Here is a 15,227-nt window from a genome sequence, read left to right as displayed (position 1 = left end):
TTTCACTCCGGCGTCCCCAGATCGATCGCCGCCAGCTTCCAGCCGAACAGGTTGCGACGCTTCATCAGCAGGGACACCGCTTCGTTCGGCTGGTCGTCGCGCGTCAGGGTGACGGCGAAGGTGTCCAGGTCGCGATAGCCCCACGACTGGCGCACCCGGTCATTGTCAGGCTTCGCCTCCTGCTCGGTTTCGACAGAGAGGGCGGGCTTGGGCGAGCGGCCCTCCTGCACCATCATCGAAATGGCCTGAGGGGTCACGAAAGCGTCCACCGCCCCGCCGACGATGGCGGGCGCCAGCAGCATCCCCAAGCCCGACAGACCGCTGTCGGCCATGCGCGGATCGTTGCGCATCTCGGCCATCATGCGGGCGTTCAACTCGTCCTTCAGGCTGGCGCGGAAGGCGGGAAAGTCTACCTGACGCTCCAGCCCCTTTTCATCCCCAACCTTCGCCGCCTGCACCAACGATCGCGCCGCCAGCAGCGGCGATGCGGCGTAGGCGACCACAAAGACAGCGGCGGACGCCAATCCAAGACGAATGATCAGTTTGCGGTTCATCGGCCCTCCCCTGCCTTACGAACGCGACGAGACGACGACGAAACAGCGTCAAAATCCCCAAGAGTATTAGGGACATGGTTCGTGGGCGGGTTCAATGCGTGTTTTCACGCGGCTCCGTCCCCCTGTCCCCACGCCGACGCAATAAGCGCCCAACAAAAAAGCCCGCCGGATCGCTCCGGCGGGCCTTGATGCCATGCTGAGCTAAACTCAGCCGATGCCCGGCAGGGCCTTCTTCAGGTTCTCGGACACCTTGTCCAGGAAACCTTCAGTCGTCAGCCAGGACTGCTGATCGCCGACCAGCAGGGCCAGATCCTTGGTCATGAAGCCCGACTCGACGGTCTCGACGACCACGCGCTCCAGGGTGTTGGCGAACTCGGCCAGCTCGGTGTTGCCGTCCAGCTTGGCGCGGTGCTTGAAGCCGCGGGTCCAGGCGAAGATCGAGGCGATCGAGTTGGTCGAGGTGGCCTCGCCCTTCTGATGCTGGCGGTAGTGGCGGGTCACGGTGCCGTGGGCGGCCTCGGTTTCCATGACCTTGCCGTCCGGCGTCATCAGCACCGAGGTCATCAGGCCCAGCGAACCGAAGCCCTGCGCCACGATGTCCGACTGCACGTCGCCGTCGTAGTTCTTGCACGCCCAGACGAAACCGCCCGACCACTTGATCGCGGCCGCGACCATGTCGTCGATCAGACGGTGCTCATAGGTCAGGCCGCGCTTCTTGAATTCCTCGGCGTAGTCGGCGTCGAAGACTTCCTGGAAGATGTCCTTGAAGCGGCCGTCGTAGGCTTTCAGGATGGTGTTCTTGGTCGACAGATAGACCGGGTAGTTGCGGTTCAGGCCATAGCCGAACGAGGCGTGGGCGAACTCGCGGATCGAGGCGTCCAGGTTGTACATGCCCATGGCGACGCCGGCGCCCGGCGACTTGTAGACCTCGTGCTCGATAACCTCGCCATCGTCGCCGACGAACTTGATGGTCAGCACGCCCGGTCCCGGCATCAGGAAGTCGGTCGCCTTGTACTGGTCGCCGAAGGCGTGACGGCCGACGACGATCGGCTGGGTCCAGCCCGGCACCAGACGCGGGACGTTCTTGCAGATGATCGGCTCGCGGAAGACCACGCCGCCCAGGATGTTGCGGATGGTGCCGTTCGGCGACTTCCACATCTTCTTCAGGCCGAATTCGGCGACGCGCGCCTCGTCCGGGGTGATGGTGGCGCACTTCACGCCGACGCCGTGCTTCTGGATGGCGTGGGCCGCGTCGATCGTGATCTGATCGTCGGTGGCGTCACGGCTTTCCATGCCGAGGTCATAATAGTCGAGTTCGAGGTCTAGGTACGGGAAGACCAGCTTGTCCTTGATCATCTGCCAGATGATCCGGGTCATTTCGTCGCCGTCGATGTCCACGATGGGATTGGCGACCTTGATCTTGGCCATGCTTACGCCTCTGTCTCTCAATCAGGGAAGGAATTCGGTGCAGGGGATATAGCGACCCCGGCGCGCGGGCGCAAAGGGGACGAAAGCCGCAAGGCCCGAACGTCAGGCCGGAACGAAACAGCGGCTCGGCCGCTAGGCTTTTTCACGGCTACGCTTGAGGCCGCCGGTCGATCAAAAACGCATGGAACGCCTGATGACGCTTCGCCGCCTGCGGTTCGCCGCCTCCGTCGCCCTCCTCCCCCTGACGCTGGCCGCCTGCAAGGGCCGTGAGGCCGCCGCCACGCCCGAAGCGCCAGCCGCGCCTGCCCCTACTGAAGCCGCCGCCGCACCCGCCGTCCAGACCGCCGCCGCCGCCAATCCGCCCAGCGTGACGCGCGAGTTCCGCGACTGGACCGCCACCTGCGATAACACCAACCACTGCGTCGCCTTCGGATCGGGCGAGAACCGGATGGGCTTCGTCCTCGTCTCGCTCGCGCCCGGCCCGGAGGCGCGGCCCGTCGTCCACATGGGCGGCTGGGGCCTGGAGGACGGCGAGGGCGACGTCTACGCCGAGATCGACGGCCGCCGCCACGCGGGCCAGAACACCAAGATGGACGAGGAAGGCGACGTCATCGCCTTCAGGACGCCCTCGGCCCAGTTGATGCAGGGCCTGGGCAACGGCTCCTTCATGGCGCTGAGGCGCGGCGACAAGCAGATGAAGGTCAGCCTGGGCGGGGCCGCCGCCGCCTTCCTGTGGATCGACGAGCGTCAGGGGCGTCTGGGCACGACCACCGCCCTGATCCGCCGAGGCGATCGTCCGGCCTCCAGCGTGCCCGCCGCCCCCGCCGCGCCGCGCGTGACGATCGCCGCCGCCGCGCCGCAGAACGGCCTGGTGCACGACGACCTGTCGCCGGCGCTGCTGGCCCACCCCAAGGTGAAGGAATGCCTGGCCGAAACCCGCAAGGGCGAACGCTTCGAGCCTGACGTCGAGGTCGCCCGCCTGGCCTCCGACAAGCTGCTGTGGAGCGTGCCGTGCGGCGAGGGCGCCTATAACTTCACCCAGGTCTATTTCATCACCACGGCGGACAGGACCGCGCCCCAGCCGGTCGTCTTCCCCACGGCCACGGGCAGCCACGACGAACTGGTCAACAGCCGCTATGACCCCAAGACCCGCACCCTGTTCGCCTTCGGCCGTGGACGCGGGATCGGCGACTGCGGCCGCATGGGGACCTGGGCCTGGACCGGCGAACGCTTCGCCCTGCTGGACGAGAAGGAAATGCCCAGCTGCACCGCCGTGCCGCAGGATCTGTGGCCGACCACCTGGCGCGCGACGACCTGACCGCCTCGCGCCGTCGGACATGAAAACGGCCCGGACGCGCGAACGTCCGGGCCGTCATTCGTTCCAGGCTCAGAGGCGCGTCAGGCGCGCATACGCCCTTCCAGCACCGCCAGCGGCAGGGAGCCGCTGCCCAGCACTTTGTCGTGGAAGGCGCGCAGGTCGAAGCCCGGCTTGGCTTCGGCTTCCTTGCGCAGACGGGCGATGACCGTGTGGCCGACCTTGTAGGAGCAGGCCTGGCCCGGCCAGACCGAGTAGCGGTTGATCTCGCTGTTGGAGGCGTCCAGCGGCTTGGCGCCCGAGGCCGCCATGTAGTCGACCGCCTGTTCGCGGCTCCAGCGTTCGGAGTGGATGCCGGTGTCGACCACCAGACGCACTGCGCGGAACAGATAGGACATCAGGAAGCCCACCCGGCCCAGCGGATCGGTGGCGTAGGCGTCCAGATCGTCCGCCGCGACCGCCTCGGCGTACAGCGCCCAGCCTTCGTTGTAGGCCGAGAAGCCGCCCGCACGGCGCCACTGCGGCAGGTCGCCCGACTCGCGCTGCAGCGCCACCTGCAGGTGGTGGCCCGGCGAGGCCTCGTGATAGGTCAGGGTCGGCAGGGCGAACTTCGGCCAGTTCCCGCTGTCGCGCAGGTTGATGTAGTAGGCGCCCGGACGCGAGCCATCCAGCGGCGGTCCTTGATAATAGCCGCCCGGCGCGCCCGACTGGATCGACACCGGCACGCGGCGAACCTCGACATGGGTCTTGGGCAGGCGGCCGAAGACGGCGGGCAGCTTCGGTTCCAGCGCGGCGACCTGTTCGTTCAGCCAGGCCAGCAGCTCTGCCTTGCCCGCGTCCGTGTTGGGGAACAACTGGGCGGGGTCCTTGTTCAGGGCCTGAACGCGTTCGCCCACCGTACCCTGAGTATAGCCCTGCGACTTCAGGATGCCGTCGATCTCGGCGGTGATCTCGGCCACCTGCTCGCGGCCCATGGCGTGGATTTCCTTGGCCGAGAGCGTAGTCGTCGTGTTCGACTTCAGCCCGGCGGCGTAGAAGGCCTCGCCGTCCGGCAGGCGCCACACGCCCGCATCGTGCACGGCGTCGGGGCGGATCGCCTCCAGCGCCTCGATCTGGCGGGCCAGGGCAGGCTTGATCTTCTGATCGACCAGGGCGACGGCGCGCGCGTCATAACCCGACAGGTTCAACGCCCCGGCCTTGCGGGCCAGGGACTTGATCATGGACATGTCGGCGGCCGACGTATCGCGCAGGGTGCGGATCTGCGGCAGCATGCGGTCGATGATGAAGTCAGGCGGAATAACGCCCTGACCGGCGTCCTCGCGGATCTTGGCCGTCTCGCCGTCCAGCACGCCGGCGAAGGCGTCCAGACGCGACAGGAAGGCGTCGGCGCCCGCCGCATCCTCGATGCGGTGCTGGTTATCCATGAAGTCGGGCGTCGAGAAATAGCCGCCCGACAGCTGGGTCACGACATAGGGGGACGGGCGGCCCGGCCCGGCGCCGTAGGCGAAGCGCGCGGTCTCGGCTGAGGTCTGACGCCCGAAAGAGGCGATGGCGTAGTTCAGCGCCCCGGCCTCGGACAGGCCGGTCTGGTCGAAGGCGCGCAGTTCGGCCCAGCGGCTGACCGCCTTGTCGCGATCCTTGCGGATGGCGTCCGGCCCGGCTTCGCTCAGCTTGGACGACAGGCCCGCGCGGGCGCCCTTGTCCAGGCCCAGGTTGGTGGCGCGCTCGGGCGACTCGTCGATGTCGGCCTCGAACCAGCCGTCCAGCAAGGCGTTCAGGCGCGTATCGGCATCGGTGACAGCGGCGGCGGCTTGCGCCAGCGAAGGCGCGGCCATGGCGGTCGCGGCGGCGGTCAGAAGAAGGCGGCGGCGGTCGATCATTCGGATATTCCCCCAACGGAGCCGCGCCGCGCCGGACGCTGCTCCCAAAGCATACTGAAATGACGGACCGGCGCGTCCGTATGAGATCAAGCCCGTCAGGCCGGGGTCCAGGCGTTCATGGTCCGCTCCAGAACCGTCAGCGGCACCCCGCCCAGGTTCAGGCCCGTGTCATGGAAGCCCTTGATGTCGAAGCGCGATCCCAGACGGCGCTTGGCGTCTTCACGCAGCTTGACCCAGGTGGTGTGGCCGACCTTGTAGCTGGACGCCTGGCCCGGCCAGACGCAGTAGCGTTCGACCTCGGTGGCGATGCTGGATTCCTGATCGCCCAGGGTGTCGACCATGTAGCGGATGCCCTGTTCGCGGCTCCAGCGCTTGTGGTGCAGACCAGAGTCCACGACCAGGCGCGCCGCGCGGAACATCAGCGACTGCAGATAGCCGATCTGACCGAAGGGGTCGTTCTCATAGGCGCCGATCTCGTCCGCCAGCTGCTCCGAATACAGGCCCCAGCCCTCGGAATAGGCCGAGAAGCCCATGACCTTCATCAGCAGCGGGGTGTCCGGCTTCTCCTGCTGCAGGGCGATCTGGAAGTGATGGCCCGGCACCGCCTCGTGATAGGTCAGGGTCGGCAGGGTCCACTTGGGCCATTCCGCCGTGTCGCGCAGATTGATGTAATAGGCGCCCGGTCGCGACCCATCCAGGGCCGGCGACTGATAGTAGCCGCCGGGCGCACCGGCCTCGATGGCGGCCGGCACGCGCTTGATGTCGCACGGCGACTTGGGCAGGCGGCCGAAATACTCCGGCATGCGCGCCTGCATGGCGACCATCTGGACGTTCAGCTCCTTGATCAGCTCGTCCTTGGCCTCGTCCGTGTTCGGATAGACAAAGCGGGGATCCTTGCCCAGCGCCGCGATCCGCTCGCCGACCGAGCCCTGCGTCAGCCCCTGCGCCTTCAGCAGGGCGTCCGCGCGCGCGGAAATCTCCGCCACCTGCTCCAGCCCCATCTGATGCACCTCGTCCGGGGTCATCGAGGAGGTGGTGTAGTACTGCAGCCCGAAGCGATAGTAGTCCTCGCCCTGCGGCAGGCGCCACACGCCGCCGTCATGGGTCGCGCCGGAACGCACGGCCTTGAAGGCATCGGCCTGGCGCTGGATGGCCGGATAGACCTCATTGGTCAGGATGGCCTGGGCCCGCGCGGCCCAGTCGCCGGAAATGTCCTTCTCGGCCGTGCGGCGGGCGATCGACTGGCTCATGACCGACTCGGCCACGGTCGTGCCGGTGATGGCGCCCATCTGGGTCAGGGTGCGGTCGATGACAAAGTCCGGCGGCACGGCCCCGGCGGCGAAGTCCGCCTGCATCCGCGCCCGCTCGGCGTCCATGCCCTTGGCGAACTCGGACAGGCGCGACAGATAGGCCTCGGCGTCGTCGGCCGTCTCGATCCGGTGCTGGCTGTCCAGGAAGTCCGGGATCTGCTGATAGGCCCCGCCCAGCTGGCTGACGGTGTAGGGCGATGGCGAGAAGCCGCCGCCGTAAGGGAAGCCGTAGCCCGTCATCACCGTGTCGCCGAAGAATTCCAGCGTGTCGTAATAGATCTGATCCGCGGCGTTCAGTTGCCCCCGATCGATGGCCTTCACCGCCTTCATGCCGTCGGTGAACTTGGCCTTGTCCGCGTCGATCTTGGCCTGGGAACGATCGCTCAGCTTGAATCGGGCGTCGGCCTTCGGTCCCCGGTCCATGCCCAGCATGGTCAGCAGTTCCGGGTCCGACAGCAGCATCTCATCAGCGATGCGGTCCAGCAGGGCATGGAACGCCGTCGTTGCGGCGTTCGGGGCGGCTTGCGTCAAAACTGTTGAGGCCAAGGCGCGAACCGGGCCGACGGCGGCCAGCGCCCCCCCGGCGGCGACCGACATCAGCAGGCGGCGGCGATCCATCATGAGCTTTCCTCCCAAAAGCGATGGGCCGGGATGCTAGCGAAGCGATGGCCGCCCGCAAGGCTTCATCGTCGCCTTGCGGATTAAGTCTGCGTCATTCGTCGTCCAGCGCGTTCTCAGCGCTTCACATGGGCCTTGATGCAGTCGCGCACGGCGCGTTTCAGATCGCCCGGCGCGTTCGGCTCGTCCACGCCCTCGGCGGCGAAGACGGCGCGCATGGCGGCGTCCAACCCCTTGGGCAGGGCGGCGATCACCTTCTTCTGCCCCTTTTCATGCAGGCAGAAGCCGACCTGGTTGCACAGGTCCGCGAACATGGAATCGAAATCGGGGGCGGCGTCGGTCATCACACTCAGGCTTTCAGCCGCTTGGCGTGGAAGGCCACATGGTCGTCCACAAAGCTGGCCATGAAGAAGTAGGAGTGGTCATAGCCCGGCTGCATCCTCAGGGTCAGCCCCTGTCCGGCCTTTTCCGCCGCCGCCTTCAGCAGTTCCGGCTTCAACTGATCAGTCAGGAAGGAATCGGCGTCGCCCTGATCCACCAGAATGTCGTCGAAGACGCCTTTCGCCGCTCCGCCCTCGATCAGCAGGGCCGCGTCATGCTTGGCCCATTCCGCCCGGTCCTCGCCCAGATAGGCGGTGAAGGCCTTTTCGCCCCAGGGACAGCGCGTCGGCGACGCAATCGGCGCAAAGGCCGACACCGACCGGAACAGTTCGGGATGACGCAGCGCCAGCGTCAGCGCCCCATGCCCGCCCATCGAATGACCGAAGATCGAGCGCGTCTTCGTCGTCGGGAATTCGCTGTCGATCAGATCGATCAGCTCGCCGGTGACATAGCTCTCCATGCGGAAATGCGGCGCCCACGGCGCCTCGGTCGCATCGACATAGAAGCCCGCGCCCTGCCCCAGATCATAAGCGGCGTCGTCAGCCACCCCTTCCCCGCGCGGACTGGTGTCGGGCGCGACGATGATGACGCCGTGCGCGGCGGCGGCCTTATAGGCTCCGGCCTTGGTGGTGAAGTTGTCCTCGGTGCAGGTCAGGCCCGACAGCCAGATCAGGACCGGAAACGGCCCTTCCCCCGCCGGAACAAAGACCGACAGCGTCATGGGCGTGCCCGTCGTCGCGCTGTCGTGCTTCAGATAGCGCAGCGTCCCGCCGTGAACGACGTGGCTCTTGACCGTTTCCATAGGACTCAAACTCCAGATCAGTCCGGCCAGACCCTGGCCATCAGGGCGTCATCAAGAACGCCGCCGTCTTCAGAGAAATGCGCGTACCAGTCGCGCGGGATCGGGGCGACCGCGCCTTCGGGCTGGGCGCCGCCGCCCCAGGCCTCGAACTGCAGGCCGACCAGGATCGGCGCCTGCCGCACCGACGGCGCCGGAACCGCTCCGGCGGCGGCGGTCAGCGCCTCGATGACATCCGGCTTCATCGCCGGCTCGCCCGTGACGATCCAGGCCCTGGACCGCTCGCCCGGCTTGACCATCAGCAGCATCATGCCGGACGCGCCATCTTGCGTCGGCTGGGCCTTGGCGGCGGCGGCGACCGCCTCATCCACAGCCGCCAGATAGGGCGACAGATCGGCGATCTCCACCCGCTCCTTCATCACCCGGTCCGGCAGATACAGCACCACCTTCTTGCGGACCCAGGCCTGCGCCGACGCCTCGGCGGGCGCGTCGCTCCCGCCCGGACTGCAGGCGGCGAGCGCCCCGATGGCCAGAACGGCCAGGATCGACGCAATCGCCGCCTTCGCCTTCATCATCTCAATCCTCAGCCCGGCCGGTGAACGGCGCAGATCTTGTTGCCAGACGGATCGCGCAGATAGGCCAGGTGCATGGGGCCAAAGGGCGAATTACGCGGCCCGGCCGGATCTTCGATCGCCACGCCGCCCGCCGCAACCCCGGCCTCGGCGAAGGCGATGACCGCCTCAGGGGTACTGGCGAAAAAGCCGATGGTGCCGCCGTTGGCGTGACAGGCGGCCTGACCGTCGCGCGGCTTGACCACGCCCAGCATCCCGCGCGGCGTCATATACCAGACGCCCGGCATGGGTACGTCGCTCAACGTGCCCGGTTGGTGGCCCAAGGCCCCCAGAACCGCGTCATAGAATTTGCGCGACGCCTCGACGTCGTTGGCTCCAAGCGTGACGTGAGTGAACATGTTGATCCTCCCAGATCCGCCCGGACGGTTCGCCGGGCGCGGCAAGCTAAGCCGGCAAGGTTTCCTTTGGCAACGAACTTTGCTGCACCTGCTCAGTGCGACCTCAATCGGGACGCGCGCCTTCACGAGCGTAGGCGCCTATCAGAACGCCATAGTCCTCAGGCGGCGGGAACTCGGGATAGCCGACCCTGGCCCCCGACTGCACGCCCGGCAGGCGTTGCGTCGTCCAGGTGTCGGCATAGGGAACGACCCACGCCCCATCGTCCAGCAGGCTGGGCCTCAGATTGACGAACTGCCCCCCGGCGATGCCGCGCGTGAACAGCCAGGTCTTGCACGACGGACAGAAGTGATGCTCCGGCACGGGGTTGTGCAGGCCGCCGATCTCCGTCTCGCCCTCGACCGTCAGCCCCTCGCTGGGCAGCATCAGACTCAGCGAATAGGCGCCGCCCGTCAGCTTCTGACAGGCGCGGCAATGGCAGGCCGCAGCGAAGACCGGAGCCTGGGCGACACGAACTCTCACCTGCCCGCAGAGGCAGCCCCCCGTCCACGGCAGTTTCCAGTCGCCCATGGCTGAACCCCTCTCTTAGAAGACGATGACCGAACGGATGCTCTTGCCTTCATGCATCAGATCGAAGGCCTCGTTGATGCGTTCCAGCGGCAGGGTATGGGTGATCATCGGGTCGATCTCGATCTTGCCGTCCATGTACCAGTCGACGATCTTCGGCGTGTCGGTGCGGCCGCGCGCGCCGCCGAAGGCCGAGCCCTTCCAGACGCGGCCGGTGACCAGTTGGAACGGACGGGTCGAGATCTCCTTGCCGGCCTCGGCCACGCCGATGACGACGCTCTCGCCCCAGCCGCGATGGCAGGCTTCCAGCGCCTGCCGCATGACCACGGTGTTGCCGGTGCAGTCGAAGGTGTAGTCGGCGCCGCCGCCGGTCATCTCGACCAGATGGGCCACCACGTCCGACACGTCCTTCGGGTTGACGAAGTGGGTCATGCCGAAGCGACGGCCCCACTCCTCCTTGTCGCTGTTGATGTCGACGCCGATGATCATGTCGGCCCCGACCATCTTCAGCCCCTGAATGACGTTCAGGCCGATGCCGCCCAGACCGAAGACCACGGCGTTGGCGCCCGGCTCGACCTTGGCCGTGTTGACCACCGCGCCCACGCCGGTCGTCACGCCGCAGCCGACGTAGCAGGCCTTGTCGAAGGGGGCGTCCTTGCGGATTTTCGCCACCGCGATCTCGGGCAGGACCGTGTAGTTCGAGAAGGTCGAGCAGCCCATGTAGTGGGCGATCGCCTGCCCCTTGTAGGAAAAGCGGCTGGTGCCGTCGGGCATCAGGCCCTTGCCCTGCGTGCCTCGGATCGAGGTGCACAGGTTGGTCTTGCGGCTCAGGCACGACTTACACTGGCGGCATTCCGGCGTGTACAGCGGGATGACGTGATCGCCGACGGCCAACGAGGTCACGCCCGGCCCCACCTCAACCACCACGCCTGCGCCTTCGTGGCCCAGGATCGAGGGGAAGATGCCCTCAGAGTCCAACCCGTCCAGCGTATAGGCGTCGGTGTGGCACACGCCGGTCGCCTTGATCTCGATCAGCACCTCGCCAAAGCGCGGACCATCCAGATCGACCTCGACGATCTCTAGCGGGCGTTTGGCTTCGAACGCGACGGCGGCGCGGGTCTTCATGATGCAGGTCCTTCGGACGTCCCTATCGCTCGCGACGCGGTCGCTCGCTGCTTCGGGGACATGAGGTGGGCGGGTGATTTGGCGACCTTACTACGCCCGATGCGGCTGGGTCGAAACGGCGACAACCGCAAAACATTATTGCTGTACAGCAATAATCCTGATCCAACGTCCCCATGAGCCGCTGGGACGGGATCGACGAATTCACCGCTGTCGCCGAACAGGCCAGCTTCTCGGCCGCCGCCCGGCGCCTGGGCCTGTCGACCTCTGCCGTCAGCCGCGAGATCGCCCGGCTGGAGGATCGCCTTCAAACGCGCCTGCTCCACCGCACCACCCGCCGGGTCGAGCTGACCGACGCAGGCCGCGACTTCCTGTCCCGCTGCCGCCGCCTGATCGACGAACGCGACGAGGCCCTGGCCGCCGTCCAGCCGGACGATCAGGCCCCGCGCGGCCTGCTGCGGATGACCTGCTCGGTCTCCTATGGCGAGCGGTTCATCGCCCCCGCCGTCAACGCCTTCGCGCGCCAGAACCCCGAGCTGCGGATCGAACTCGACCTCGACAACCGCCTGCGCGATCTGGTCGGCGACGGCTATGATCTGGCGGTGCGGTTCGGCCACCTGACCGACTCCCGGCTGATGGCGCGCCGTCTGGCGTCGCGGCGGCTGATCCTGTGCGCCAGCCCCGACTATCTGGCCCGTCGCGGCGCCCCGCGCGACCTGTCCGAGATCGCCAGCCACGACGGCCTGATCGGCTCGGCCGAGCACTGGCGCTTCACCGAGGCGGGCCGCGAGGTCAGCCTTCGCCCCACCGGCCGCTGGCGCTGCAACTCCGGCGCGGCGGTGCTGGACGCTGCGCTGCAAGGCCTCGGCCTGTGCCAGCTGCCCGACTTCTACGTCGCCGAAGCCCTGACCTCGGGCGCGCTCGTCTCCCTGCTGGACGAGGCCCGCCCGCCCGACGAAGGCGTCTGGGCCGTCCACCCCCATCCCCGCCACGTCCCGCCCAAGGTCCGCGCCATGATCGACTGGCTGCACGGCCGCCTGTCCGCACCAAGGAGCCCTGCATGAACCTCGTCATCCTGACCGGCGCCGGCGTCTCGGCCGAGAGCGGCGTGCCGACGTTCCGTGCCTCCGACGGCCTGTGGGAAGGGCATCGCGTCGAGGCCGTCGCCACGCCCGAGGGCTTCGCCGCTGACCCCGCCCTTGTGCAGGACTTCTACAACCAGCGCCGCCGCCAACTGGCCACCGTCCACCCCAACGCCGCGCACCGGGCGCTGGCCGATCTGGCGGCGCGGTGGACGGGCGACTTCCTGCTGGTGACGCAGAACGTCGACGACCTGCACGACAGGGCGCACGTGGACACGCCGCCCGCGCCGGGCTTCGAGCTGATCCACATGCACGGCGAGCTGAAGAAGGCGCGCTGCACCGCCTCGGGCGTCGTCTGCGACTGGGACGGCGACCTGGAACCCGCCCACGCCTCGCCCCATCATCCGCATGGAACCCTGCGGCCGCACATCGTCTGGTTCGGCGAAATCCCGCTGGAGATGGAGCGGATCGAGGCGGCGTTGGCGCGATGCGACCTGTTCGTCTCCATCGGCACCTCGGGCGCAGTCTATCCGGCGGCGGGCTTCGTGCAGTTGGCGCGCATGGCCGGGGCGCGGACGGTGGAGATCAACCTGGAGCCGACGCAGGGCGCAGGCCTGTTCGACGAAGGCGTCTACGGCCCCGCCACCGAGGCCGTGCCCGCCTTCTTCGGCGCGCTCTAACCCCTCGGCCCGAACAGGATGATCGCCGCGCCGATCAAACAGACCGCCCCGCCGATGACGTCCCAGCGGTCCGGCGACGTCTTCTCGACCAGCGCCATCCACGCCAGCGACGCCACGATATAGACCCCGCCATAGGCCGCGAACGCCCGCCCTGCCGTCTCGGCCGGAACCAGCGTCAACAGCCACGCGAAGGCGATCAGACTGAGCACGCCCGGCGCCAGCCACCACGGCGAGCGATCCAGCTTCAGCCAGGCCCAGAAGGCGAAACAGCCGCCGATCTCGGCGAGGGCGGCCAGGGGATAGACGAGGGCGAGTTTCACTCCCCCTTCTTCGCCGCCTCAGCCCGCTCGGCGGCCAGCTTGGCCAGCACGCGTCCCCGCCCCTTGGCCAGGGCGTGGATGGCGCCGCGCATGGTGGCGACCTCCTTCTCGGTGAAGGCGGCGCGGCCCAGCATGACGCGCAGGTTCTGGCTCATCGAGCGCTTCTTCTCGGGCGGATAGAAGAAGCCGCCGTTGTCCAGTTCCGCCTCCAGATGCTCGTACATGCCCAGCAGCAGGTCGTTCGACGCGGGCGGCTCGCCCTCGCGGAAGCGCGGCGGCGGGGCGTCCAGGATCAGGGTGCGCCACTCATAGGCGTTGATCGCCACCGCCTGCGCCAGGTTCAGCGAGTGGTGCTTGGGGTCGATCGGGATGGTGGTGATCCCGGCGCACAGGGCGATGTCTCCGGTCTCCAGCCCCGCCCGTTCGCCGCCGAACAGCAGGCCCGTCTTCAGGCCCGAGGCTGTGTCGTCATACAGGATGCGGGCGCTCTCACGCGGGGTGCGGACCGGCTGGCGCGTCTCGCGCGGGCGAGCGGTGGTGGCGAAGACGGTGTTCAGGTCGGCGACGGCCTCGGCCACGCTGTCGAACACCTTCACCCCGTCCAACACCCAGTCGGCGCCAGACGCCGTGGCCCAGGCGCGCTCCTGCGGCCAGCCGTCGCGCGGGCTGACCAGCCGCAGTTCGGACAGGCCGAAATTGGCCATGACGCGGGCGACCGCGCCGATGTTGTCGGCCATCTGGGACTTGTCGAGGACGACGACGGGAGGGGTGATTTCAGTCATCCGCCTCCCCTACCCCCGCGCGCCGCCCAGCGAAAGACGTCAGTCGTCGCCGACCATCGAGGTCCACGGATCGACACGGCCCGCCTCGACCTCGGCGACCTTGACGGCAGGCCAGCCGATGCTGCTGTTCGCCGACACGCGCCAGGCCGCCGACACGAAGTCGCGCAGTTCCGACGCCCCGGCCGCCAGCCGCTCATTGACGAAGACGGCGCCGCGCGAGTCCGTATCCTTGAACGCGCCCGCCTTCTCCATCCGATAGAAAGGAATGACCGTCGCCAGCGTCGCATTCAGGTGCGAGGCCGTGCGGGCGCGCACGTCGAAGCCCTCGACGTTCGGCGGGGCCATCGTCGCCTCAACCGCTTCCAGACGCAGGGTCCGGCTGGTGAAGGCGCCCTCGAAATCGCCGTGGGTGCGGCGCGACTTGGTGAAGCCTTCGGGGTTCGTCTCGCCCGCCCAGCCGTTGAAATGGATGGTCGTGTGGTGCGGCTGGGACGCATCGCCGACGAAGTGGCTCAGCACCCCGATGTCGCGCAGGATCAGCTGTTCGCGGCGTTCGCGGTCGGCGCGGTACCAGGCCTGTTTGGCCAGGTCCGGCTCGCGCGCCTCGGCGGCGGTCAGCACGCGCCAAAAGGCGAAGTCGCGTTCCAGATTCTGCCAGGCGTCCATGATGGCGTAGGGCAGATAGCCCGCCTTATCTACGTCCAGACCCGCGCGGATCAGGGCGGCGTCGTATTCCGATTTCAGGCGCGGCAGATCGGCCATCGTCATGCCGCGCGCGTCCATCACCCGACCCTGATCGTCCATATCGACAAAGTGGGCGGTGTCGCGCTCACGGTCGTGCGGCTGGCCCGCGCCCTTCCAGCGATCAGGCTCGCGCGAATATTCGCCGACATCGGCGGCGGCGCCGGCCGTACGCAGGAAGGCGGGCAGGTCGCCCGGCAGAGCCCGCATGGCCGCCACGCCGATCACCCGGTGGCCCGAACTGCCCCAGGCCTCGACCTGAACGGCGGGCGCCGCGACCAGCATCAGGGCGGCGGCGGAAATCATCAGGCGTTTGACTTGTCGGTTCATGGAACGGCGCCGTTGGAAATTTCAGAAGGGGAAACGACGGCTTATCCCATTCCTGCGCCCGCCTCTACCCGACGATCACGTCAGCCATAACGGCGATCACGCCGCCGTTATCTTTGCGCCATCGCCAGCTTTTCTTGCCAATAAAGTGTTAGCGCGCACGATCAAGTCGTTAACGATGGAGACAGTCGCGACAGTATAGAACTTAAAATCACTCAATACTGATATTCTATAGTCACAATATTCTAGTTGCGACGGTCGATAGACTGGCCCCATTTGCGCCTTATCCACTACCGATACAGCGACTGATCTTATCCGCCGCAATTGTGCCGCAATTCACCGTCAGAAACCGC

The 15,227-nt window shown here is 67.5% G+C and carries 16 protein-coding genes; 3 read left to right on the top strand and 13 right to left on the bottom strand.

Translation table 11 applies throughout. From position 1 onward, the window contains the following. Positions 1-2 precede the first annotated feature (2 nt). Complete coding sequence (locus AC3IPP_RS02365) at positions 3-554, bottom strand: DUF2939 domain-containing protein (protein ID WP_489150210.1); 552 nt, start codon at positions 552-554, stop codon at positions 3-5. A gap of 207 nt (positions 555-761) precedes the next feature. Next, entirely contained in the window at positions 762-1,982 is a 1,221-nt protein-coding gene (locus AC3IPP_RS02360; RefSeq protein ID WP_489150209.1) for an NADP-dependent isocitrate dehydrogenase, read from the bottom strand. Positions 1,983-2,175: 193 nt separating this feature from the next. On the opposite strand from AC3IPP_RS02360, the gene AC3IPP_RS02355 reads away from it, so the two are divergent. Next, on the top strand, positions 2,176-3,300 hold the full coding sequence (locus AC3IPP_RS02355; RefSeq protein ID WP_489150208.1) for a DUF1176 domain-containing protein: 1,125 nt from the start codon (positions 2,176-2,178) through the stop codon (positions 3,298-3,300). Between the two features lie 80 nt (positions 3,301-3,380). Here the strand turns inward: AC3IPP_RS02355 and AC3IPP_RS02350 are convergent, their stop codons facing one another. From AC3IPP_RS02350 to AC3IPP_RS02315, 8 genes are all read right to left on the bottom strand, one after another. After that, positions 3,381-5,177, bottom strand: coding sequence for a DUF885 domain-containing protein (locus AC3IPP_RS02350; protein WP_489150207.1), 1,797 nt, complete (start codon positions 5,175-5,177; stop codon positions 3,381-3,383). 95 nt (positions 5,178-5,272) lie between these two features. Continuing rightward, on the bottom strand, positions 5,273-7,108 hold the full coding sequence (locus tag AC3IPP_RS02345; protein ID WP_489150206.1) for a DUF885 domain-containing protein: 1,836 nt from the start codon (positions 7,106-7,108) through the stop codon (positions 5,273-5,275). Between the two features lie 113 nt (positions 7,109-7,221). Then, positions 7,222-7,449 (bottom strand): hypothetical protein, encoded by a 228-nt coding sequence (locus tag AC3IPP_RS02340; protein ID WP_024354558.1) that lies wholly within the window; start codon positions 7,447-7,449, stop codon positions 7,222-7,224. Positions 7,450-7,454: 5 nt separating this feature from the next. Continuing rightward, a complete protein-coding gene (gene fghA / locus AC3IPP_RS02335) occupies positions 7,455-8,288 on the bottom strand; it encodes an S-formylglutathione hydrolase (RefSeq protein WP_489150205.1) in 834 nt (277 codons plus the stop codon). Positions 8,289-8,305: 17 nt separating this feature from the next. Further along, on the bottom strand, positions 8,306-8,860 hold the full coding sequence (locus AC3IPP_RS02330; protein WP_489150204.1) for a hypothetical protein: 555 nt from the start codon (positions 8,858-8,860) through the stop codon (positions 8,306-8,308). Between the two features lie 8 nt (positions 8,861-8,868). Continuing rightward, entirely contained in the window at positions 8,869-9,255 is a 387-nt protein-coding gene (locus AC3IPP_RS02325; protein WP_087138776.1) for a VOC family protein, read from the bottom strand. A 103-nt stretch (positions 9,256-9,358) separates the two neighbouring features. Then, complete coding sequence (locus tag AC3IPP_RS02320) at positions 9,359-9,823, bottom strand: GFA family protein (protein WP_489150203.1); 465 nt, start codon at positions 9,821-9,823, stop codon at positions 9,359-9,361. A gap of 15 nt (positions 9,824-9,838) precedes the next feature. Further along, the gene (locus tag AC3IPP_RS02315) at positions 9,839-10,945 is read right to left on the bottom strand and encodes an S-(hydroxymethyl)glutathione dehydrogenase/class III alcohol dehydrogenase (RefSeq protein WP_489150202.1); all 1,107 of its coding nucleotides are present in this window, start codon (positions 10,943-10,945) and stop codon (positions 9,839-9,841) included. 173 nt (positions 10,946-11,118) lie between these two features. Here AC3IPP_RS02315 and AC3IPP_RS02310 point away from each other — a divergent pair, with 173 nt between their 5' ends. Together AC3IPP_RS02310 and AC3IPP_RS02305 are read left to right on the top strand one after the other, a co-directional pair. Then, a complete protein-coding gene (locus AC3IPP_RS02310; protein ID WP_489150201.1) occupies positions 11,119-12,006 on the top strand; it encodes a LysR family transcriptional regulator in 888 nt (295 codons plus the stop codon). Then, positions 12,003-12,704, top strand: coding sequence for an NAD-dependent deacylase (locus tag AC3IPP_RS02305; protein ID WP_489150200.1), 702 nt, complete (start codon positions 12,003-12,005; stop codon positions 12,702-12,704). Before AC3IPP_RS02310 ends, AC3IPP_RS02305 begins: the two co-directional genes overlap by 4 nt. Here AC3IPP_RS02305 and AC3IPP_RS02300 read toward each other — a convergent pair. The 3 genes from AC3IPP_RS02300 to AC3IPP_RS02290 are packed head-to-tail and all read right to left on the bottom strand — an operon-like array spanning position 12,701 to position 14,877. Continuing rightward, complete coding sequence (locus AC3IPP_RS02300) at positions 12,701-13,024, bottom strand: YnfA family protein (protein ID WP_087138781.1); 324 nt, start codon at positions 13,022-13,024, stop codon at positions 12,701-12,703. The two genes, AC3IPP_RS02305 and AC3IPP_RS02300, sit on opposite strands and share 4 nt — an antisense overlap. Next, the gene (locus AC3IPP_RS02295) at positions 13,021-13,806 is read right to left on the bottom strand and encodes an RNA methyltransferase (RefSeq protein ID WP_489150199.1); all 786 of its coding nucleotides are present in this window, start codon (positions 13,804-13,806) and stop codon (positions 13,021-13,023) included. The genes AC3IPP_RS02300 and AC3IPP_RS02295 overlap by 4 nt, the downstream gene beginning before the upstream one ends. A gap of 39 nt (positions 13,807-13,845) precedes the next feature. Beyond that, positions 13,846-14,877, bottom strand: coding sequence for a phospholipase C/P1 nuclease family protein (locus tag AC3IPP_RS02290; RefSeq protein WP_489150198.1), 1,032 nt, complete (start codon positions 14,875-14,877; stop codon positions 13,846-13,848). Between the last annotated feature and the right edge of the window lie 350 nt (positions 14,878-15,227).

This window comes from Brevundimonas sp. KH_060, assembly GCF_057838275.1.
The sequence above is the reverse complement of the archived record's forward strand: the minus strand, read 5'-3'. Positions and strand labels throughout refer to the sequence as shown.